Here is a 19,606-nt window from a genome sequence, read left to right on the forward strand (position 1 = left end):
GAGGGAATCGCACCCGCGGTGCTCGGCAGTGCATCTGTCATCACTGCTGTTCTGCTGCCAAACAGCCCTGCCGAACAGCTGAGGTGCGCGGGGATTTCAGCGTCTCACCAAAAAGTTTGACGGTCAACACGATCACGCCCCGTGGACACGGGCATCCCGGGGGCGCGCGGCTCGACGATCATGCGGCGCGACTCTCCTGCGGGGCCCTGGAGGGCGTGGAGATCATCCTTACCGCCGCAGCCTGGCACGCCGAGCGAATCTTGGCAACCACCCGGCCAATCCGCAGGTCATTTCATGTGTGCGGGGATGCGAGACCCGTCACACAACCCCCCGCTACAGATCGAACACTGCTCGAACACGGATGCGCCCGCAGCCCGGAACGGGCCCGGATCAGCGGATCGCGAAGCCCTCGTAACCACCGCGCGGGGTGTCCCATATCTCAGTGACGCCGTCCACGCGGCCGGGTGTGTCGTCCGAGCGCAGCCACTCCAGCAGCCGGTGGCAGTTCTCCCGCCGCCCTTCGGCGACGATCTGCACCCTGCCGTCGTCGAGGTTGAGGGCGAAGCCGGTGAGGCCGCCGATCTCCAGGGCGTTCGCTCTGGTGAACCAGCGGAATCCCACCCGCTGCACACGGCCGCGCACCCACACGGTGAGTCGTATGTCTTCGTTCATACCCGAACGCTAACCGGCCAATTGCCACCGGAGCACTTCCCGGTCACAGGCCATGGCGTACAGTCCCGTCGCAACGACCTCACCCGATCAGGTGAACCGTGTTGACGTCGGCAGCGGCGTCCAGAACCCCGGAAGGGCTCAGCCAGATGGGACGCCACAGCCGCTCCGCCGCAGCTCCTGGCACCGAGAACCACGCGGCGGGGGGCACGGGCGCGGCCCGGCCCCGCGGCCACCGCAGAAAGCCGTCCGCGAGCCCCGTCCGTACCGGACTGGTCGGCGTCTCCGCGGCGCTCGCCGTGGGAGCCGTGGCGATGAGCTCCGGTCTGCTGCCCGGCGGCGGCACGTACACGATCGGCGGCGGGCCTTCCGAGCACGTGCGCCCGGAAGGGGACTCGGACCTGCTGACCCAGGGCGGCTCCAGCATCGCGCCGGCCGACCGCGGCACCTCGTCCGCCCAGTCCGGCCGGGGGATCGGCCGCGCCGACGGCCTGGCGAAGGCGGAGTCCTCCACCCCGTCCGCCTTCCCCTCCAAGACGCCCAGGACATCCAGGACGTCCGACGGGGCGAAGCCGTCCCGGTCGGCCACGGCCGCCGGATCCGAGGCCTCGCGAAGCTCCGCGCCCGCCGCCGGGAAGTCCTCGGCCGCGCCGAAGACCTCCGCCTCCGCCTCCGTCCCGACCGCCCGCAGATCCGTGACCTCGGCCCCGGCCTCCTCCTCCGCGCAGGCCGCCGTGCTCGCCCTGGTCAACCAGGAGCGCGCGAAGGTCGGCTGCAGCCCGCTGACCGCCAGGGCCTCGCTCGCCTCCCTCGCCCAGGACTTCAGCGAGGACATGGCCTCCCGCGGCTTCTTCGACCACACGGACCCCGACGGCCGCAGCCCCTGGGGCCGCGCGTCGAAGGCCGGTGTGAAGGGCCTCGCCGCCGAGAACATCGCCCGCGGCCAGGCCGACGCCCAGGCCGTGATGGAGGCCTGGATGAACAGCGCGGGCCACCGGGCGAACATTCTCAACTGCGACTACAAGACCCTCGGCGTCGGCGTGCACCAGGGCTCCGGCGGCCCCTGGTGGACCCAGGAGTTCGGCTTCTGACCGTCGCCCCGCCCGCCGCCCGTCCCCCGTTTCCGCGCCCGGTCCGCCCGGGTCCGGGTCGGGTCAGGCCCGGCGCGGCGGGCGCTGACAGCGCGGGCAGAAGTAGCTGGAGCGGTTCATCCACGGGCGGCGGCGGATCGGCGTGCCACAGCGGCGGCAGGGCTCGTCCTCGCGCCCGTACGCGTCCAGCGAGCGGTCGAAGTAGCCGGACTCGCCGTTCACGTTGACGTAGAGGCTGTCGAAACTGGTGCCGCCCTGGTCGAGCGCCGCGTTCATCACGTCGCGGGCGTGACCCAGCAGTTCGGCCGCCTTGGGCCGGGTCAGGGTGGCGGTCGGCCGGTCGTAGTGCAGCGCGGTGCGCCAGAGCGCCTCGTCCGCGTAGATGTTGCCGACGCCGCTGATCAGCGACTGGTCGAGCAGGGCGCGCTTGATCGTCGTCCGGCGTGCGCGCAGGGCCGTGCAGAAGGCCGCGTCGTCGAAGGCCGGGTCCAGCGGGTCGCGGGCGATGTGCGCGATGGTGTCGGGCAGCCCGTCCGTGCTGTCGGCGGCGCATTCGTGGAGCGAGAGCCCGCCGAAGGTCCGCTGGTCGACGAAGCGGAGTTCGGTGCCGAGGGAGTCGTCGAAGCGGATCCGGACGCGCAGGTGCTTCTCGTCGGGTGCGTCCTGCGGCTGCACGAGGAGCTGGCCGCTCATGCCGAGGTGGCCGAGGAGCGAGCTGGACGCGTCGTCCAGCGGCACCCAGAGGTACTTGCCGCGGCGCATGGCCGTCCCGAGGCGGGCCCCGCCGAGCCGGGCCGCGAAGTCCACGCCGCCCGCGAGATGGCGGCGGACCGCACGCGGGTGCAGCACCTCGACGTCGGCGACGGTGCGGCCGGTCACCCAGCGCTCCAGACCTCGCCGTACGACTTCGACCTCGGGCAGCTCGGGCACGGTGTCGCTCCTGAAGGGACGGCCCCGACGGGGACGGCGGGAAGGGAAAGGGGCCCTGGGGAAAGCGTACGTTTCCGGGCAGGAAGAACCCCCCGGTGCGCGGGCACCGAGGGGTTCCCGGGTCAGGCCGGAGCGGCGTCCGTGGACGGCGACGGGTCGGCAGAGGTGTCGGCGGCCCCTCCGTCGACGGCGGTCTTCGCCGCGTCCTCCCGTGCCTGTGCGGCGGCGCTGATCTCGCGCCAGGCGGACTCCGCCGCCTGCTGCTCCGCTTCCTTCTTGCTACGGCCGGTGCCGGTGCCGTACGAGACACCACCGACGCGAGCAGCAGCAGTAAAGGTCTTCTCGTGGTCCGGGCCGGTCTCCGTGACGAGGTACTCGGGGACTCCGAGGCTCTCGCTCGCGGTGAGCTCCTGGAGGCTGGTCTTCCAGTCCAGGCCGGCACCGAGGTTCGAGGACCTGTCGATCAGCGGGTCGAAGAGCCGGTGGACCAGCTCCGAGGCCGCGCTGAGGCCCTGGTCGAGATAGACCGCACCGATCACCGCTTCGAGGGTGTCGGCGAGAATGGACGCCTTGTCCCTGCCGCCCGTGCCCTCTTCACCGCGGCCGAGCCGGATGAAGGAGCCGAGTTCGAGGCCGCGGCCCACTTCCGCAAGCGCACGCGAGTTGACCACCGCGGCCCGCAACTTGGCCAGCTGGCCTTCGGGCAGATCGGGGTGGGTGCGGTACAGCGTGTCCGTGACCACCAGGCCGAGCACCGAGTCCCCGAGGAATTCGAGCCGCTCGTTGGTGGGCAGACCGCCGTTCTCGTACGCGTACGAACGGTGGGTCAGCGCACGCACCAGAAGGGCGGTCTCGAGTTGATACCCGAGCCGCCCTTCCAGAAGCGTGTGGGACGAGGCTGTGTTGACGTTGTCTGCCTTCTTCTTGGCGTTGGACAACTCAGACATCGGGCCTCTCACCAGCCGCTCAGACCTCGAGGACCTGGCGCTTGTTGTACGTGCCGCAGCTGGGGCACGCGATGTGCTGCAGCTTCGGCTCCTGGCAACGCTCGCACGAAACCAGGGTGGGGACCGCAGCCTTCCACTGCGACCGGCGGTGGCGCGTGTTGCTGCGCGACATCTTCCGCTTCGGAACAGCCACGGCTACTTCTCCTGCTTCTCGTCGACGCCCGCATCGGCGCCGCCCATGTTGTCCTTCTCGCCGTCCTGAATGGTGTCGGCGAGTCCTTGCAATGCCGCCCAACGAATGTCGACGGCGTCGTGGTGATGACCGGGGTTCTCGTCCAGCCTGATTCCGCATTCGGAACACAGACCGGCACAGGACTCCCGGCACACCGGCTGCATCGGCAGTGCGAGCACCACCGCATCACGCAGCACTGGTTCGAGGTCGAACAGGCCGTCCTCGACGAAGAGCCTGTCCTCGTCGTCCTCGGCGTCGTCGGCCGGTTCCGCCTTGGCGCGGCCCCGGTCGTCGGCGTCAGGGTACGAGAACATCTCCTGGAAGTCCGCAGCGACCTCTTGGCGCAGCGGCTCCAGACACCTTACGCACTCCCCCTCGGCGGTCGCACGGGCGGTGCCTGTGACGAGCACCCCTTCCATGACCGATTCGAGCCGGAGGTCCAGCTCCACGGGTGCGCCTTCCGGCACCCCGATGACCCCGTCGAGGCCGAGGTCCGCGGGAGCGTCCACCGAGCGGGTCAGCCGCTGGAGGGCACCGGGACGCCGACCCAGCTCGTGCGTGTCGAACACGAGGGGGTTTCGGTGGTCGAGGTGGCCGTTCAGGGCTTTTCCTGCTTTCGAGATCATGTGCAACACGCGTCGTGGGAGGGCCGACCGGATTCGAAGTCGAAGCGGGCAGCCGGGATCGCGGACATACGCGCGACCGAAGAGCCAGGATACTGGACGTGCCGCCCAGCTCCCAATCGGGCCGTCGGTCCCGACCGGGCCGGACCGGCGGGCGGGCGCCCGTGGTTCGGGCCGGTGGCGCCGGTCAGCGTTCCTGCTCGTACCTGCGCAGCTGGTCCAGGTCGATCATGCTGGTGTCGAACAGGCTGGTCTCGTCGAGGGCGCTCTCGCCCTGCTGGAGCGCCTGCTGGGGCTGTGCGGGCTGCTGCTGCCAGTCCCCGTAGCCCTGGACCGGCACCTGGGCCTGGGTCTGGCCGTAGCCCTGCTGCTGGTAGGCGGCGTACGGGTCCGGCTGCTGCTGGTAGCCGTAGACGTCCTGCTGCGGCTGGTCCTGGTACGCGTACGTCTCCGCGTAGCCGGGCTGTGCCTGGGTCTGGGCGGGGAAGTGCTGCTGGGCCTGCTGGTGCACCGGCTGCGGCTCGGGGGTGGCGAGTTCGGCGAGACCGGCCCAGTGGTCCTCGTCGCTCATGTGCGCCTGGTTGCCCGCCGCGTCCTGGGCCGCCACGTGCGCGCCGAGGTCGTCGGTGGGGATCCGGCCGTGCAGCTTCTGCCGGCCGCGGCCGACCGCCTCCAGGGTCTTGGCGAGCACGGCCTCGAAGGCGCCGAGCTTGGTGTCCACGTACTCGTCCGCCCGGCTCCGGAGTATGTCCGGGTCGGTGCTGCGCTCGGGGGCCTCGGCGAAGTCCGGGTCCTCGTGCCCCTGCTCGTCGAAGGGGTGGCCGCGGCCGAGGAGCTTCTCGCGGCCCCGGTCGACGGAGCCGATGGTCTTGGTGAGGACGACCTCGAAGTTGGCGAGTTTACTGTCGACGTACTCGTCCGCCTCGGCGCGGACCTCGGCGGCCTCCCGGCGGGCCTCGTCGAGGATGCGGTCGGCCTCCCCCTGGGCCTGCCTGGCGATCTCGGTCCCGGCGATCAGCGAGGTGCGTTCGGCGTGTGCGGCCTCGATGATCCGCTCGGCCTCCCGGCGGGCCTGCTCGGCCAGCTGTTCCTGGCCGCCGATGAGCTCTTGGGCCTGGGCGAGCGAGCCCGGCAGGGCCTGGCGCACCTCCTCCAGCATCGCGAGCAGTTCGGCGCGGTTGACCACGCACGAAGCCGACATGGGCATCGACCGGGCACTCCCGACCGCCTCGACGATCTCGTCGAGCTTCTTCTGCACGTCCACCGTGTGCTCGCCACTCTCTACAGCCGATTGGAGACGGACGGGACGACTGTACGGCCAGTCGGCGCCCGCCCGACACCTGGTGACGTGCCGTCAGGACCTCAGCCCCGGGCGAGACGCTCGGTGAGGGCCTCGTGGACCGCCGGGGGAAGCAGGTGGGAGACGTCGCCGCCCCAGGTGGCGACCTCCTTGACCAGGGAGGACGACAGGAAGCTGTAGGTGGGATTGGTCGGCACGAAGAGGGTTTCGACGCCCGAGAGGCCGTTGTTCATCTGGGCCATCTGGAGCTCGTAGTCGAAGTCGCTGACGGCCCGCAGGCCCTTGACGATCGCCGGGATGTCGCGCTGCTTGCAGAAGTCGACCAGGAGGCCGTGGAAGGACTCGACCTGGACGTTGCCGAACTCCGAAGTGACCTGGCGGATCAGGTCGATCCGCTCGTCGACCGTGAACAGGCCCTTCTTGGACTGGTTGATCATCACCGCGACGTGTACGACGTCGTACAGCTTCGAGGCGCGGCCAATGATGTCGAGGTGTCCATTGGTGATGGGGTCGAACGACCCTGGACAGACGGCGCGGCGCAACTTGGTTCCCTCGCTCTCCGGTCCGGTCATCGTGCGTCTTCGCACGTAGAGGCGGCGCGACCGTACCAAAGCGTTCCTTCGCCGTAGCGACGGGCCCGCAACGCTTCGAATCCCTCGGGCCAGCTGAATTCTCCGCCTCTGGTGCTGCGTTCCACGGTGACGAGCGCGTCGTCCGTGAGCCACCCCTGGGCACGGAGTGTGAGCAGTATCTCGCCAAGATCGTCGTCCGTGACGGCGTACGGCGGGTCGAGGAACACCACGTCGTACGGCTCCGCGGGCGCCGGGCCCGCGGTGATCTGTTCGGCCTTGCCGGTACGGACCTCGGCGCCGGGCAGGCCGAGGACGCGGACGTTGTCCCGGACGGTGCGGACGGCCCTGGGGTCGGCCTCGACGAGCAGGGCGTGCGCCGCGCCCCGGGAGAGCGCCTCCAGGCCGACGGCGCCGGAGCCCGCGTACAGATCGGCGATCCGGACGCCCTCCAGGCTGCCGAGGAGCGCCTCCCAGGTGGAGAAGAGGCCCTCGCGCGCACGGTCGGAGGTGGGACGGGTGCCGGTGCCGGGCGGAACGGCCAGGCGGCGGCCGCCGGCCGAGCCGGCGATCACGCGGGTCATGGGTGTCTGGTCCTCGGTTCGTGGGTGGCCCGCAGGGTGCCGCGGTGTGGTGCCACCCACGATATGGCGTCGGGCCCGGTCGGGCCCGCGCACCCGTCGTGCGCCGGGCCGGTCCCCCGGGCTCCGGTCAGCCCTTGTCGAGGTACTGCTCGCGCTCCTTGTCGAGCAGGGCGTCCAGCGCGGTCCGCAGCTCGGGCAGGTGCTCCAGCCCCGGGTCGGCGGCGACGATCGCGACGGCCTCCTCGCGGGCGGCGGCGATGACCTCCTCGTCGTCGATGACGGTGAGCATCCGCAGCGAGGAGCGGACCCCGGACTGGGCCTGGCCCAGGACGTCGCCCTCGCGGCGCTGTTCGAGGTCGATCCGGGAGAGCTCGAAGCCGTCGAGGGTGGCGGCGACGGCGGACAGCCGGGCGCGGGCCGGACTCGCCTCGTGCGCCTCGCTGACCAGCAGGCAGAGGCCGGGTGCGGAGCCGCGGCCGACCCGGCCGCGCAGCTGGTGCAGCTGGGAGACGCCGAACCGGTCGGCGTCCATGATCACCATCGCGGTGGCGTTGGGGACGTTGACTCCGACCTCGATGACGGTGGTGGCGACGAGGACGTCGACCTCGCCCGCGGCGAAGCGGCGCATCACGTCGTCCTTGTCCTCGGGCGCCATCCTGCCGTGCAGCACCTCGATGCGCAGCCCGGCGAGGGGGCCCTTCGCGAGCTGTTCGGCGATCTCCAGGACGGCGAGCGGCGGGCGCTTCTCGCCGTCGCCCTCGGGCGCCTTCTTCCCCTTGCCGCCCGGTTCGTCCTCGTCGTCGCCGATGCGGGGGCAGACCACGTACGCCTGGTGTCCGTTCTCCACCTCCTCCCGCACCCGTTCCCAGGCGCGGGTGAGGAAGTGCGGCTTGTCCTTGGCGGGGACGACATGGCTGGCGATGGGCGAGCGGCCGGCCGGGAGCTGGTCCAGCACGGAGGTCTCCAGGTCCCCGAAGACGGTCATGGCGACCGTGCGGGGAATGGGGGTGGCGGTCATCACCAGCAGGTGCGGCGGCTGTTTCCCCTTGGAGCGCAGGGCGTCGCGCTGTTCCACGCCGAAGCGGTGCTGTTCGTCGACGACGACCAGGCCCAGGTCGTGGAACTTCACCTTGTCCTCGATCAGGGCATGGGTGCCGATCACGATCCCGGCCTCGCCGGTGACGAGGTCGAGCAGTGCCTGACGGCGGGCCGCGGCGCCCATGGAACCGGTGAGCAGCACCACCTTCGTGCCCTGCTCGGAGCCGCCCAACATGCCGCCTTCGGCCAGCTCGCCCATCATCTCGGTGATGGATCTGTGGTGCTGCTGGGCGAGCACCTCGGTGGGCGCGAGCATGGCGGCCTGTCCGCCCGCGTCGACGACGCCGAGCATGGCGCGCAGGGCGACCAAGGTCTTCCCCGACCCGACCTCTCCCTGGAGCAGCCGGTGCATCGGGTGTTCGGTGGCCAGGTCGTCGAAGATCTCGCCGGAGACCTTTTGCTGGCCCTCGGTGAGGGTGAAGGGCAGCTTGGCGTCGAAGGCGTCGAGCAGTCCGCCGGGCGCGGGCCTGCGGGCCACGGCCGGGAGCTGGGTGTCGGCGTACCTGCGGCGGGCCAGCGCGACCTGGAGGACGAACGCCTCGTCCCACTTGAGGCGGTCCCTGGCCAGGGCGATGTCCGCCTTGGTCTGCGGGCGGTGGACCTTCAGCAGCGCCTCCGGGAGCGGGGCGAAGCCGCGGCCCTCGCGCAGCGCGGCGGGCAGCGGGTCGACGGCCTCTTGCGCGCTGGGCAGGACCGTGTCGACGGCCTTGGCGATCCGCCACGAGTCCAGTTGCTTGCAGGCCGGGTAGATCGGCAGCAGCCGCCCGGCGAAGGCGTCCACCGCTTCCCGGTCCCCGTCCCCGGCGCCGTCGGCGGACTCCGTGTCGAGCAGTTGGTACGTGGGGTGGGCCAGCTGCATCTTCCGGTTGAAGACGGAGACCTTGCCGGCGAACATCGCCCGGCGGCCGGGCAGCAGCTCCTTGTGCGGCTTGTGGACGCCGTGGCCGAAGAAGACCAGCTGGAGACGGCCGCTGCCGTCGGTGAGGGTCACTTCCAGGCGCTTGCCGCGGCCGTTGTTGAACGTCAGCACGCGGGCGTCGGCGACCTGGGCGACCACCGTCACGTGCTCGTCCAGGGGGAGGTCGGTCAGTGCCGTGAGCCGGCCGCGCTCCTCGTAGCGCCGGGGGTAGTGGTGGAGCAGATCACCGACCGTGTGCAGGTCGAGGTGGTCGGCCATCACCTTCGCGGTGGCTCCGCCGAGCAGCTTCTTGAGGGGTTCGTCGAACGCGGACACGCGATCCATTGCACACCACGCCACTGACAGTCGGCCGCCGGGCGCGGCCTATTCCACCCCGATGAGCAGCGGGGCGCCCCGGTGGCCGCCCCGGTAGACCACCGTGTCCACCGCGAGGTGGCCCTCGCGCACGTGGTCCTCCAGCTCGTCGGCGAGGCCGTCGGGGACGTCCTCGCCCAGGACCAGGGTGACCAGTTCGCCGCCCGCCGCGAGCATCCGGTCCAGCACGGTCCGGGCGGTGCGCGGGACGTCCTCGCCGATGACCGCGACGTCGCCGTCGATCAGGCCCAGGACGTCCCCGGCCTGGCAGATGCCCGCCATGGTCCAGGACTGCCGTTCGGCGACGGCCAGTTCGGCGTAGCGGGTGGCACCGGCGGCGGCGGTCATCGCCACCACGTCCTCGTCGAAGCTGCGGCCGGGTTCGTGGACGGCGAGGGCGGCGAGGCCCTGGACTGCGGCCCGGGTCGGGATCAGGGCGACCCGGACGCCTTCCGCGCGGACCTGTTCGGCGGCCGCGGCGGCGGTGTGGCGCAGCTCCGCGTCGTTGGGCAGCAGGACCACCTCGCGGGCGTGCGCCCGGCGGATCGCGTCGACGAGTTCGCCGCTGGCGGGCGGTTCGCCGGGGCGGGCCAGGACCGTCGTGGCCCCGGCCTCCTTGCACAGGCCGCGCAGCCCGTCGCCGGGGACCACCACGACGACGGCGCGCTGCACGGGTTCGACGTGGGGGTGCGCCCGGTCCGCGCCGAAGTGGGTGATCCGGATGCGGTACGGCCGTCCCGCCTCGACGCCGGCCTCCACGGCGGCGCCCGCGTCGTCGACGTGCACATGGACGTTCCACAGTCCGTCGCCGCCCACCACCACGAGCGAGTCGCCGAGCGGGTCGAGCCGGGTCCGCAGCCGGTCCACCGCCTCGTCCGTGGCCTCCAGCAGGTAGATGACCTCGAAGGCGGGCCCGCCCGAGGGGCCGGCCGCCGCGCAGTCGTCCTGCACCGGGAGGGCGGGTACGGGAAGGACGGGCACGGAAAGTGCGGGTCCGGCGGCGGGTGCCCGTCCGGAGACCGCCTCGACGAGCGCCCCGAGCACCGTCACCAGTCCCCGCCCGCCGGCGTCCACGACGCCCGCCCGGCCGAGCACGGCGAGCTGTCCGGGGGTGGCGGCCAGGGCCGCCCGCGCTCCTTCGTACGCCGCCTGCGCGACCTCGGCGGTGGTGGCGTCGCCGGTGGTGCGCGCGGCTGCCGCGGCGGCCTCGGCGGCCACCGTCAGCACGGTGCCCTCGACGGGGTGGGCGACGGCCCGCCGGGCGGCGGCGGCCGCGGTGGCGAACGCCCGGCGCAGGTGGTCCGCGTCGTGTCCGGCGGCCAGCACTTCCGCCGTCCCGCGCAGCAACTGGGCCAGGATCGTGCCGGAGTTCCCGCGGGCGCCGATCAGGGCGCCGTGTGCCATGGCCCGTACCGCGTCGGCGGTGAGGGGGGCGGTGGTGCCGGTCTCGTGGGCGGCGAAGACGGCTTCGACGGCCTGGGTCGCGGACTCCACTGTCAGGTAGAGGTTGGTGCCGGTGTCCCCGTCGGCGACGGGGTACACGTTGATCGCGTCGATCGCCGCGCGCTCCCGGCCCAGTGCCTCCAGGGCCAGTGAGCACCAGGCGCGCACCGCGACGGCGCCCATGTCGTCGGCGGTCTGCGGCACCTGTCGGTCCTCCTCGGAATCGGCCGTGGGCGGCCGGCTGCACCGCAGCGTAGTCCCGTGTTGCGGGGTCCGGCGGGGACAGGGGCGGGACGGGGCCGGCGGATCCCATGGTAGTTTCGTTCTGCCGACGCGGTCGTTGTATGCTGCTTCGGTTGCCCGACGAGAGTCGGGACATTCCCCCGGCACCGCCACTTCAGTCAACTGATTCCGGCGCGCCGGAATTCACTGTAAGTGCATCTGAAGTCTTTGGAGTGACCCGTGGCTGCCAACTGCGACGTCTGCGGCAAGGGGCCGGGCTTCGGCAACAACATTTCGCACTCGCACCGCCGTACGTCCCGTCGCTGGAACCCCAACATCCAGCGCGTGCGTGCCGTGGTCGGTCGGACGCCGAAGCGGCTCAACGTCTGCACCTCGTGCATCAAGGCCGGCAAGGTCGCGCGCTGACGTTCCCGTCGTAGCGCAGCCTTCCGGTTGCCCGAGAAGCCGGTCCACCCAGGTGGACCGGCTTCTTGTTGTGCGCCGGGACTTCCCCGACGTCTCCGGGGCGCCCTCACCCGGTGCGGGTCCGCCAGCCGTGGTCGACGGGGCCGATTCCGGCGCCCAGGGGGAAGCCCGCCGCGATCGCGCCGGTGACGTACGCCTTCGCGCCCCGTACCGCCGTGGGCACGTCCTGTCCCCGTGCCAGCCCGCAGGCGATGGCGGAGGCGAGCGTGCAACCGGTGCCGTGGGTGTGCCGGTTGTCGTGTCTCGGGGCGCGCAGCCAGTGTTCCTCGGTGCCGTCCGTCAGCAGGTCGACGGGGTCGCCGGGCAGGTGGCCGCCCTTGACGACGACCCAGCGCGGCCCGAGTTCCAGCAGTGCGGCGGCGGCCTCGCGCAGGCCCGTCTCGTCCCGGACGCCGATGCCGGTGAGCTGGGCGACCTCGTCCAGGTTCGGGGTGGCGACCGTGGCGGCCGGCAGCAGTTTCGTGCGTACGGATTCGAGTGCCTCGGCCGCCAGCAGCGGGTCGCCGTGCTTGGAGACGCCGACCGGGTCGACGACGACCGGGGCGTCGGTGCCGGCGAGGAGTTCGGCCACGGTCTCCACGAGGACGGCCGAGGACAGCATGCCGGTCTTGACCGCCTGGACGCCGATGTCGTCCACCACGCTGCGGTACTGGGCGCGCACGGCCTCGGCGGGCAGTTCCCAGGCGCCCCGCACTCCCAGCGAGTTCTGGGCGGTGACGGCGGTGAGCACGCTCATCCCGTGCGTCCCGAGCGCCAGCATCGTCTTCAGGTCGGCCTGGATGCCCGCACCGCCGCCGGAGTCGGATCCGGCGACGGTGAGCACACGGGCGGGTACGGCGGCAGACATGGGCATGTGCCGCAATCTACTGGGCGTCCTCTATGCCCCCGAAGTGGTCCCAGCCGCCCTTGCTGGTCCAGGGCGCCCCGTCGACCGTCACCTGCGGCAGCGCGGAGGGGTTGAGCACCTCGCCGATGACCTTCCAGCGCGCGGGCAGTTTCACGTCCGGCGGGAAGGTGGCGACGATCGCGTGGTCCTCTCCCCCGGTCAGCACCCACTGGAGCGGGTCGACGCCGACGGCCTGTCCGATGTCGGACATCTGCGAGGGGATGTCGATGAGGCCGGAACGCAGGTCGATGCGGACCTTGCTGGCCTCGGCGATGTGCCCGAGGTCGGCGACGAGTCCGTCGCTCACGTCCGTCATCGCGGTGGCGCCGAGTCCGGCGGCCGCGGGGCCCGCGTGGTACGGGGGTTCGGGGCGGCGGTGGGCCTCGACGAAGGCGCGGGGGGAGCGGAAGCCCCGGGAGAGCACGGCGTACCCGGCGGCGGACCAGCCGAGCCAGCCGGTGACGGCGACGACGTCGCCGGGCTGGGCGCCGGCCCGGGTGACCGGTTCGTGGTTGCGCAGGTCGCCGAGCGCGGTGATCGAGACGGTGATGGTCTCGCCGCGCACCACGTCGCCGCCGACCACCGCGGCGCCCGCGACCTGGCATTCGTCGCGCAGGCCGTCCATCAGCTCGCCGGCCCAGGTGACCGGGAGTTCGGCGGGGACGACCAGGCCGAGCAGCAGCGCGGTGGGCACCGCGCCCATGGCGGCGATGTCGGCGAGGTTCTGGGCGGCCGCCTTGCGGCCGACGTCGTACGCCGTCGACCAGTCGCGGCGGAAATGCTGCCCCTCCAGCAGGATGTCCGTACTGGCCACGACCCTGCGGTCGGGAGCGGTCACGACCGCGGCGTCGTCGCCGGGACCGAGCCGTACCGCCGGAGTGGTGGTGAGCCGGGCGGTGAGCTCCCTGATGAGCCCGAACTCCCCCAACTCGCCCACGGTTCCCTTCACCGAGTCTCACCTCTCATCTATCGCGCCGGACGGTCGTCCGGGCTGCTTCGGCGGCCGGCGGTCCCGATCGTGGACCGGCCGGCACGGCGGGGAGCAGTCTGCACCGCTCGTCACCGGCATGCCTGTTCCCCCTTCCGGCCCGCCGTGCTCTCGGTCGCGGGCCGTCACTGCTGTCGGTACTGTCAAGAGATACGTCAATCTGTGTCCTGCGCACGCCACGCGGTGGGCGTCGACCGCCCATGGGTCTCCCCGCGGCCCGCGGCAACGCGATAACGTGGCGTCCCTTTCCCCCACATGATCCTCGTGGCCGCCCTGGAGGTTCCGTGGTACAGGCGTACATCCTCATTCAGACCGAGGTGGGCAAGGCGTCGACCGTCGCCGAGACCATCTCCGGAATTCCGGGAGTGATCCAGGCGGAGGACGTGACGGGTCCCTACGACGTGATCGTCCGCGCACAGGCCGACACGGTCGACGAACTGGGCCGCATGGTGGTCGCCAAGGTCCAGCAGGTGGAAGGCATCACCCGAACCCTGACCTGCCCGGTCGTTCATCTGTAGTCCCCGTCTACGCTGGGCCGGTGACATCATCGCGTCGGTTCCGCCACCCCGTGCTCCTCGGTCCGTCCGTCGCCGCGCTGTTGCTGGCCGCGACGGGCTGCTCCTCGACGGACGCGGCGGTGTCGATCACGGTTCCCACCCCGTCCCCGGAAGCCGCAGCCTACTGCCGTGCGCTGCACGGGGAGCTGCCGAAGACCGTCGCCGGACACGACCGCGGTGACTCCGGGCCGAAGTCCGAACTGACCGCCGAGTGGGGGGACGGGGCGATCGTACTGCGCTGCGGTGTCCCCCGGCCCGCGAAGATGGACGATCCCATGGCCAAGGGGACCGAGGCGGACGGCGTCAACTGGCTGCTGGAGCAGCCGGAGGACGCCGGTCCGCGTTTCACGACGACCTACCGCAAGGCGTACGTCGAGGTGAGCCTCTCCCCGGCGTACGCGCACGACGCGAGCCCGCTGGCCGCGTTCGGCCCGGCCGTCCGGAAGACGGTCCCCGGTCTGTAGGGCGTGCGCCGTCGTCGCGGGGCGCACGCCCTGCGGCGCGGTCCGGCTCAGCGCAGGCCGGTCGGTCGCCTCAGCGCGGCCTGGATCAGCCGGTCCACCAGCTCCTGGTAGCTCACACCGCTCTCCTGCCACATCCGCGGGTACATGGAGATCGGCGTGAAGCCGGGCAGGGTGTTGATCTCGTTGATCACGAAGGTGCCGTCCTCGGTGAGGAAGAAGTCGGCACGGACCAGTCCCTCGCAGGACGCGGCCTCGAAGGCCTCGATCGCGAGCCGCTGGACCTCGGCCGTCTGCTCGCCGGTGAGCGGGGCGGGCACGATCCCGGAGGCCGAGTCGATGTACTTGGCCTCGAAGTCGTAGAAGTCGTGCGAGGTCACCGGTGGGATCTCGGCGGGCACGCTGGCGCGCGGCCCGTCCTCGAACTCCAGCACCCCGCACTCGATCTCGCGGCCCCGCAGCAGCGACTCGACCAGGAACTTGGGGTCGTGGCGGCGGGCCTCCTCGATCGCCTCGTCGAGCCCGGACAGGTCGTCGACCTTGGTGATGCCGATGGAGGAGCCGGCCCGTGCGGGCTTGATGAAGAGCGGCCAGCCGTGCTCGCCGGCGAAGTCCACGATGCGCTTGCGGGCCCCGGCGGGGTCCTTGTCCCATTCCCGGGGGCGCACCACGAGGTACGGGCCGACCGGGAGGCCGAAGGAGATGAAGATCCGCTTCATGTACTCCTTGTCCTGGCCGACCGCCGAGGCGAGGACCCCGGCGCCGACGTAGGGCACGCCGGAGAGTTCCAGGAGCCCCTGGAGGGTGCCGTCCTCGCCGTACGGGCCGTGCAGCACGGGGAAGACGACGTCCACCTCGCCGAGCGTCTTGGGGACCGAGCCGGGCTCGCTGTACACCACTTCACGGCTGCCGGGGTCGACGGAGAGCACCACGGCGCCCTCGGCGGACTCGGCCAGCTGGGCCGCTTCCGGCATCTTCCGGTCCGTGATGGCCATGCGTTCGGGTTCGTCGGCGGTGAGCGCCCAGCGGCCGTCGGCCGTGATGCCGATCGGCAGGACGTCGTACTTGGTCCGGTCGATGGCGTTCAGGACGGCGCCGGCCGTGACGACCGAGATGCCGTGTTCGGAGCTGCGGCCGCCGAACACGACGGCCACGCGCGGCTTGCGGAGCTGCCGCTCCGGGCTCTGGGGGAGGTTCTCGCTGCTCATATCGGGTTGAGCGTACCTGCTGGTACCCCGGGCGTCAGCGCGGCCGGGTCCACCGGAGCGATGACCGTGCACGTTCACCGCTCCGGCCGTCCGCGGCCCGTTTCAGCGCCGTTCGGGCTTCGCGCTGCGCGACATCAGCTCGCCCAGCGCGACCATCGGCGGCTTGCCCTCGTGGACGATGCCGACGACCGTCTCGGTGATGGGCATGTCGACGCCGTGCCGGCGCGCCAGATCGAGCACCGACTCGCAGGACTTGACGCCCTCGGCGGTCTGCTTGGTGACGGCGATGGTCTCCTGGAGCGTCATGCCGCGGCCGAGGTTGGTGCCGAAGGTGTGGTTGCGCGAGAGCGGCGAGGAGCAGGTCGCCACCAGGTCGCCCAGGCCCGCGAGCCCGGAGAAGGTCAGCGGGTCGGCGCCCATGGCGAGGCCGAGGCGGGTCGTCTCGGCGAGGCCCCGGGTGATGAGCGAGCCCTTGGCGTTGTCGCCGAGGCCCATGCCGTCGGCGATGCCCACCGCGAGGCCGATGACGTTCTTGACCGCGCCGCCGAGTTCGCAGCCGACGACGTCGGTGTTGGTGTACGGGCGGAAGTACGGGGTGTGGCAGGCGGCCTGGAGGCGCCGGGCCACGGCCTCGTCCCGGCAGGCGACGACGGCCGCCGCGGGGCGGCGTTCGGCGATCTCCTTGGCCAGGTTGGGGCCGGTGATGACGGCGATCCGGTCCGCGGAGACCTTGGTGACGTCCTCGATGACCTCGCTCATCCGCTTCGCCGTGCCGAGTTCGACGCCCTTCATCATCGAGACGAGAACGGTGTCGGAGCCCAGGTGCGGGGCCCATTCGGCGAGGTTGGCGCGCAGGGTCTGCGAAGGCACCACGAGGACGGCGAAGTCGGCGCCGTCCAGCGCCTCGGTGGCGTCGGTGGTGGCCCGGATCGACGCGGGGAGTTCGATGCCCGGCAGGTAGTCCGGGTTGGTACGGGTCGTGTTGACGGCCTCGGCGACCTCGGCGCGGCGGCCCCAGAGGGTGACCTCGCAGCCGGCGTCGGCGAGGACCACGCCGAAGGCCGTACCCCATGAGCCGGTTCCGAAGACGGCCGCCTTCGCGGGGTGCGTCACTTGGTTCCCTTTCCTTCGGCCTTGCGTCGCTGTTCCTCACGGGCCCTGCGGTGGTCGTACGGCTCCGCCGGGGCCTTCTCGCCCCGCACGATCTCCAGTTGTTCGGTCACCGCGGCCATGATGACCTCGGTGGCCTCGCGCAGGACCTCGGGCGTGGGCTGCAGGCCGTAGAACCGGGAGAGGTCGACGGGCGGTCCCGCCTGCACCTGGAGGGTCTTTCGGGGGAAGAACCGGAACTTGTCCGTCTTGGCGTACGGCGGCATCGCCAGGTTGGCGCCCCACTGGGCGACCGGGATGACCGGGGCCTTCGTCAGGAGCGCGACGCGGGCGGCGCCGGTCTTGCCGGCCATCGGCCACATGTCGGGGTCGCGGGTGAGGGTGCCCTCCGGGTAGAAGGCGACGCATTCGCCGCGCTCGATGGCCTCGACGGCGGCCCGGAAGGCGTCCAGCGCGTTGGTCGTCTCGCGGTACACGGGAATCTGTCCGGTGCCGCGCAGCATCATTCCGACGAAGGGGGTCTTGAAGAGGGCCGCCTTGGCGAGGAGCCGGGGCACCCGCCCGGTGTTGTACTGGAAATGCGCGTAGGAGAGCGGGTCCAGGTAGGAGTTGTGGTTGACCGCCGTGATGAATCCGCCGTCGGCCGGAATGTGCTCCATTCCCCGCCAGTCACGCTTGAACAGAACCACCAGCGGCGGTTTTGCGATGACCGCCGCCAGGCGGTACCAGAAGCCGATTCTGCGGCGGGACACTCGGACACCTTCCTCTAAGGACCTGAACTCTGCCTGGCCACCGACGGTCAAGTCTCGCCCCAGGCCCCTGCTCTGTCGAGAACACCGTACGCCCCGATTTCCGGACCGCCCCTCCGGGTTCTCGCGCAGGCAGGCGAGAATAGGCTGCGAAGCGCACCGAGGGGGAGATCGCCACGAACACCGACTCGACCGGCCCCTGGTCCCTGATCGTCCCGTTGAAGCCCCTGGCCCGCGCCAAGAGCAGGCTGGCGCCCGCGACGGGAGACGTGCTGCGTCCGCGACTCGCCCTCGCCTTCGCCCGGGACACCGTGGCCGCCGCCCTGTCCTGCCCGGCGGTGCTGGATGTGGTGGTGGTCACGGACGACACGGAGGCCGGGGCCGCGCTCACCGCCCTCGGAGCGCGTGTCGTGCCCGACGAGCCCGACCGCGGGCTCAACCCCGCGCTGGCACACGGTGCGCGCACCGTACGGGCCCGGCGACCCCGGGCCGCTCTCGCCGCGCTCAACGCCGACCTCCCGGCGCTGCGTCCCGGTGAATTGGCCCGGGTACTCAATTACTCCGCGGAATTCCCGCGCACATTTGTGACGGATGCGGCAGGAATCGGTACGACATTTCTGTCGGCCGCGCCCGGAGTGGAATTGCGTCCGGCTTTCGGCGGCCCCTCCCGGGCCCGGCATCTGGACTCCGGGGCGGTAGAGGCCGATCTGACCGGTATCGATTCGGTCCGCCAGGACGTGGACACGGGCGCGGATCTGCGGGCGGCCCTGGCCCTGGGCGTCGGCCCGCACACGGCGGAACACCGGGCCGCGGAGATCTGCTGGGGCGCGCCGCGGCGGTAGAACCTTTTCCGGTCCGCGGCGGGCCCGCCCGCCCGAGGGGCGCGAGCGGGATGCCCGACTGCGGAATCCCCCGTACCTGGCGCGGCCGGGCCGCCGGTACGGGGAGCGGCGATGTCTGTCCCACAAGGGGCGTCGGCCGGTGCGTGCGCCCGCGAGGCATCCGGAAAGCCCCCGGGCCGGGGCCCTCCCCCTCGGGCGGAGCCGAGAGCCCGGGGGAAGCGCAGGGCGGCGCGAGGGGGGCGGAGCCTGCCGGGAGGGGCACTAGGCTGCCGTTCATGCAGGCGACCTCGTACACGTACGACCCCGAGACCCGCACCGGCAGTGTGCTGCTCGACGACGGCACCCCGGTGGAGTTCGACGCGCGGGCCTTCGACGCCGGCGGGCTGCGGCTGCTGCGGCCGGGGCAGCGGGTGCGGATCGAGGGCAGCGGCGAGGGCGCGGACCTGCGGATCACCCTGGTGACCCTGCAGACGTTCTGACGGCCGCGCGCACGGCTCGCCCACGACAGCCCGCGGGCCGGGCTCCCCCGAGGGGAGCCCGGCCCGGCGCGTGTGAGCGGTCTGTGCTGCTCGGTCTCACTTCTTCCGTGCGGTGGCCTTCTTGGCCGTGGTCTTGCGCGCCGTGGTCTTCTTCGCGGGCGCCTTCTTCGCGGTGGCCTTCTTGGCGGGCGCGGTCTTGCTGGCGACGGCCTTCTTCGCGGCCGTCTTCTTCGCCGCCGCGGCCGTGGTCTTCTTCGCCGCGGCCGTGGTCTTCTTCGCCGCCGCCGTGGTCTTCTTCGCGGTGGCCTTCTTCGCCGCGGCCGTGGTCTTCTTCGCCGCGGTCACGGTCTTCTTGGCTGCGGCCTTCTTCGCCGTGGCCTTCTTGGCGGCGGCCTTCTTGGCCGCGGCCTTGGCCGTCGTACGGGTGGAAGCACCGCCCGAGAGGCTGCCCTTGGGCGCCTTCTTCACGGCCACTTCGCCGCCCTTGGGGAGCTTCTTCGAGCCGCTCACCAGGTCCTTGAAGCCCTGTCCCGCGCGGAAGCGGGGAACCGAGGTCTTCTTGACCCGCACGCGCTCACCCGTCTGCGGGTTGCGGGCGTAACGGGCGGGGCGGTCGACCTTCTCGAACGAGCCGAAGCCCGTGACCGAGACACGGTCCCCCGCGACAACCGCACGGACAATCGCGTCGAGCACCGCGTCGACGGCGTCGGCGGCCTGCTGACGGCCCCCGACCTTGTCGGCAATCGCTTCTACGAGCTGCGCCTTGTTCACGTCTTCCCCTTCGGAGACATTGCCAGAACGAAAGTGTTCAAGCGTTTTCGCACGTTAGGCAGATATATACCGCAAATCAAACACGAAA

22 protein-coding genes are annotated in these 19,606 nt (G+C 71.6%); 6 read left to right on the forward strand and 16 right to left on the reverse strand.

Annotation, left to right across the window (positions count from 1 at the left end):
* Positions 1–390: 390 nt before the first annotated feature.
* On the reverse strand, positions 391–672 hold the full coding sequence (locus tag ACWCXX_RS27165) for an acylphosphatase (protein WP_451131609.1): 282 nt from the start codon (positions 670–672) through the stop codon (positions 391–393).
* Positions 673–818: 146 nt separating this feature from the next.
* Between ACWCXX_RS27165 and ACWCXX_RS27170 the strand changes: the two genes are divergently transcribed.
* On the forward strand, positions 819–1,760 hold the full coding sequence (locus tag ACWCXX_RS27170; RefSeq protein ID WP_451131611.1) for a CAP domain-containing protein: 942 nt from the start codon (positions 819–821) through the stop codon (positions 1,758–1,760).
* A gap of 63 nt (positions 1,761–1,823) precedes the next feature.
* On the opposite strand, the gene mutM is transcribed toward ACWCXX_RS27170, so the two are convergent.
* The 9 genes from mutM to ACWCXX_RS27215 form a co-directional block, all read right to left on the reverse strand.
* On the reverse strand, positions 1,824–2,690 hold the full coding sequence (gene mutM, locus ACWCXX_RS27175) for a bifunctional DNA-formamidopyrimidine glycosylase/DNA-(apurinic or apyrimidinic site) lyase (RefSeq protein ID WP_451131613.1): 867 nt from the start codon (positions 2,688–2,690) through the stop codon (positions 1,824–1,826).
* A 122-nt stretch (positions 2,691–2,812) separates the two neighbouring features.
* Complete coding sequence (rnc, locus tag ACWCXX_RS27180; protein WP_451131615.1) at positions 2,813–3,637, reverse strand: ribonuclease III; 825 nt, start codon at positions 3,635–3,637, stop codon at positions 2,813–2,815.
* A 19-nt stretch (positions 3,638–3,656) separates the two neighbouring features.
* The gene (gene rpmF, locus ACWCXX_RS27185; protein WP_003965982.1) at positions 3,657–3,830 is read right to left on the reverse strand and encodes a 50S ribosomal protein L32; all 174 of its coding nucleotides are present in this window, start codon (positions 3,828–3,830) and stop codon (positions 3,657–3,659) included.
* A gap of 2 nt (positions 3,831–3,832) precedes the next feature.
* The gene (locus tag ACWCXX_RS27190) at positions 3,833–4,495 is read right to left on the reverse strand and encodes a YceD family protein (RefSeq protein WP_391728444.1); all 663 of its coding nucleotides are present in this window, start codon (positions 4,493–4,495) and stop codon (positions 3,833–3,835) included.
* Between the two features lie 184 nt (positions 4,496–4,679).
* Entirely contained in the window at positions 4,680–5,756 is a 1,077-nt protein-coding gene (locus ACWCXX_RS27195; RefSeq protein WP_451131618.1) for an ATP synthase F0 subunit B, read from the reverse strand.
* A gap of 98 nt (positions 5,757–5,854) precedes the next feature.
* Positions 5,855–6,334, reverse strand: a complete 480-nt coding sequence (coaD, locus tag ACWCXX_RS27200) for a pantetheine-phosphate adenylyltransferase (RefSeq protein ID WP_451131666.1) — start codon at positions 6,332–6,334, stop codon at positions 5,855–5,857.
* Between the two features lie 26 nt (positions 6,335–6,360).
* The gene (gene rsmD, locus ACWCXX_RS27205; RefSeq protein WP_451131620.1) at positions 6,361–6,945 is read right to left on the reverse strand and encodes a 16S rRNA (guanine(966)-N(2))-methyltransferase RsmD; all 585 of its coding nucleotides are present in this window, start codon (positions 6,943–6,945) and stop codon (positions 6,361–6,363) included.
* A 127-nt stretch (positions 6,946–7,072) separates the two neighbouring features.
* Positions 7,073–9,286: an ATP-dependent DNA helicase RecG gene (gene recG, locus ACWCXX_RS27210; RefSeq protein WP_451131622.1), complete on the reverse strand. Its 2,214-nt coding sequence runs from the start codon at positions 9,284–9,286 to the stop codon at positions 7,073–7,075.
* A 39-nt stretch (positions 9,287–9,325) separates the two neighbouring features.
* Complete coding sequence (locus ACWCXX_RS27215; RefSeq protein ID WP_451131624.1) at positions 9,326–10,963, reverse strand: DAK2 domain-containing protein; 1,638 nt, start codon at positions 10,961–10,963, stop codon at positions 9,326–9,328.
* Between the two features lie 258 nt (positions 10,964–11,221).
* On the opposite strand from ACWCXX_RS27215, the gene rpmB reads away from it, so the two are divergent.
* Positions 11,222–11,407: a 50S ribosomal protein L28 gene (gene rpmB / locus ACWCXX_RS27220; protein ID WP_030928661.1), complete on the forward strand. Its 186-nt coding sequence runs from the start codon at positions 11,222–11,224 to the stop codon at positions 11,405–11,407.
* Between the two features lie 106 nt (positions 11,408–11,513).
* Here rpmB and thiD read toward each other — a convergent pair whose 3' ends face one another.
* Both thiD and ACWCXX_RS27230 read right to left on the reverse strand, forming a co-directional pair.
* Positions 11,514–12,320, reverse strand: a complete 807-nt coding sequence (gene thiD / locus ACWCXX_RS27225) for a bifunctional hydroxymethylpyrimidine kinase/phosphomethylpyrimidine kinase (protein ID WP_451131626.1) — start codon at positions 12,318–12,320, stop codon at positions 11,514–11,516.
* A gap of 10 nt (positions 12,321–12,330) precedes the next feature.
* The gene (locus tag ACWCXX_RS27230) at positions 12,331–13,302 is read right to left on the reverse strand and encodes a thiamine-phosphate kinase (RefSeq protein ID WP_451131628.1); all 972 of its coding nucleotides are present in this window, start codon (positions 13,300–13,302) and stop codon (positions 12,331–12,333) included.
* Positions 13,303–13,625: 323 nt separating this feature from the next.
* On the opposite strand from ACWCXX_RS27230, the gene ACWCXX_RS27235 reads away from it, so the two are divergent.
* Positions 13,626–13,859, forward strand: coding sequence for an Lrp/AsnC family transcriptional regulator (locus tag ACWCXX_RS27235; RefSeq protein WP_451131630.1), 234 nt, complete (start codon positions 13,626–13,628; stop codon positions 13,857–13,859).
* Between the two features lie 20 nt (positions 13,860–13,879).
* Positions 13,880–14,362, forward strand: a complete 483-nt coding sequence (locus ACWCXX_RS27240) for a DUF3515 domain-containing protein (protein WP_451131632.1) — start codon at positions 13,880–13,882, stop codon at positions 14,360–14,362.
* A gap of 47 nt (positions 14,363–14,409) precedes the next feature.
* Here the strand turns inward: ACWCXX_RS27240 and ACWCXX_RS27245 are convergent, their stop codons facing one another.
* The 3 genes from ACWCXX_RS27245 to ACWCXX_RS27255 all read right to left on the reverse strand — a co-directional run bounded on the left by ACWCXX_RS27245 (position 14,410) and on the right by ACWCXX_RS27255 (position 17,429).
* Positions 14,410–15,567: a D-alanine--D-alanine ligase family protein gene (locus ACWCXX_RS27245; protein WP_451131634.1), complete on the reverse strand. Its 1,158-nt coding sequence runs from the start codon at positions 15,565–15,567 to the stop codon at positions 14,410–14,412.
* A gap of 102 nt (positions 15,568–15,669) precedes the next feature.
* Positions 15,670–16,680: an NAD(P)H-dependent glycerol-3-phosphate dehydrogenase gene (locus tag ACWCXX_RS27250; RefSeq protein WP_451131636.1), complete on the reverse strand. Its 1,011-nt coding sequence runs from the start codon at positions 16,678–16,680 to the stop codon at positions 15,670–15,672.
* Positions 16,677–17,429 carry a lysophospholipid acyltransferase family protein gene (locus ACWCXX_RS27255; protein ID WP_451131638.1) on the reverse strand — a complete coding sequence of 251 codons (753 nt, stop codon included), beginning with the start codon at positions 17,427–17,429 and terminating at the stop codon, positions 16,677–16,679. Before ACWCXX_RS27255 ends, ACWCXX_RS27250 begins: the two co-directional genes overlap by 4 nt.
* A gap of 206 nt (positions 17,430–17,635) precedes the next feature.
* Between ACWCXX_RS27255 and cofC the strand changes: the two genes are divergently transcribed.
* Together cofC and ACWCXX_RS27265 are read left to right on the forward strand one after the other, a co-directional pair.
* A complete protein-coding gene (cofC, locus tag ACWCXX_RS27260) occupies positions 17,636–18,268 on the forward strand; it encodes a 2-phospho-L-lactate guanylyltransferase (protein WP_451131668.1) in 633 nt (210 codons plus the stop codon).
* 275 nt (positions 18,269–18,543) lie between these two features.
* Positions 18,544–18,747, forward strand: coding sequence for a hypothetical protein (locus ACWCXX_RS27265; RefSeq protein WP_451131640.1), 204 nt, complete (start codon positions 18,544–18,546; stop codon positions 18,745–18,747).
* A gap of 96 nt (positions 18,748–18,843) precedes the next feature.
* Here the strand turns inward: ACWCXX_RS27265 and ACWCXX_RS27270 are convergent, their stop codons facing one another.
* Positions 18,844–19,518 (reverse strand): HU family DNA-binding protein, encoded by a 675-nt coding sequence (locus ACWCXX_RS27270; RefSeq protein WP_451131642.1) that lies wholly within the window; start codon positions 19,516–19,518, stop codon positions 18,844–18,846.
* Positions 19,519–19,606: the final 88 nt, after the last annotated feature.

Source organism: Streptomyces sp. NPDC001732, from assembly GCF_053596315.1.

What these genes read in the sequence shown, in the direction of transcription:
- recG (WP_451131622.1), bottom strand. Translation starts at nt 9,286, where the DNA reads ATGGATCGCGTGTCCGCGTTCGACGAACCCCTCAAGAAGCTGCTCGGC.
- ACWCXX_RS27170 (WP_451131611.1), top strand. Translation starts at nt 819, where the DNA reads ATGGGACGCCACAGCCGCTCCGCCGCAGCTCCTGGCACCGAGAACCAC.
- ACWCXX_RS27265 (WP_451131640.1), top strand. Translation starts at nt 18,544, where the DNA reads ATGCAGGCGACCTCGTACACGTACGACCCCGAGACCCGCACCGGCAGT.
- ACWCXX_RS27190 (WP_391728444.1), bottom strand. Translation starts at nt 4,495, where the DNA reads ATGATCTCGAAAGCAGGAAAAGCCCTGAACGGCCACCTCGACCACCGA.
- rsmD (WP_451131620.1), bottom strand. Translation starts at nt 6,945, where the DNA reads ATGACCCGCGTGATCGCCGGCTCGGCCGGCGGCCGCCGCCTGGCCGTT.
- rnc (WP_451131615.1), bottom strand. Translation starts at nt 3,637, where the DNA reads ATGTCTGAGTTGTCCAACGCCAAGAAGAAGGCAGACAACGTCAACACA.
- thiD (WP_451131626.1), bottom strand. Translation starts at nt 12,320, where the DNA reads ATGCCCATGTCTGCCGCCGTACCCGCCCGTGTGCTCACCGTCGCCGGA.
- ACWCXX_RS27245 (WP_451131634.1), bottom strand. Translation starts at nt 15,567, where the DNA reads ATGAGCAGCGAGAACCTCCCCCAGAGCCCGGAGCGGCAGCTCCGCAAG.
- ACWCXX_RS27165 (WP_451131609.1), bottom strand. Translation starts at nt 672, where the DNA reads ATGAACGAAGACATACGACTCACCGTGTGGGTGCGCGGCCGTGTGCAG.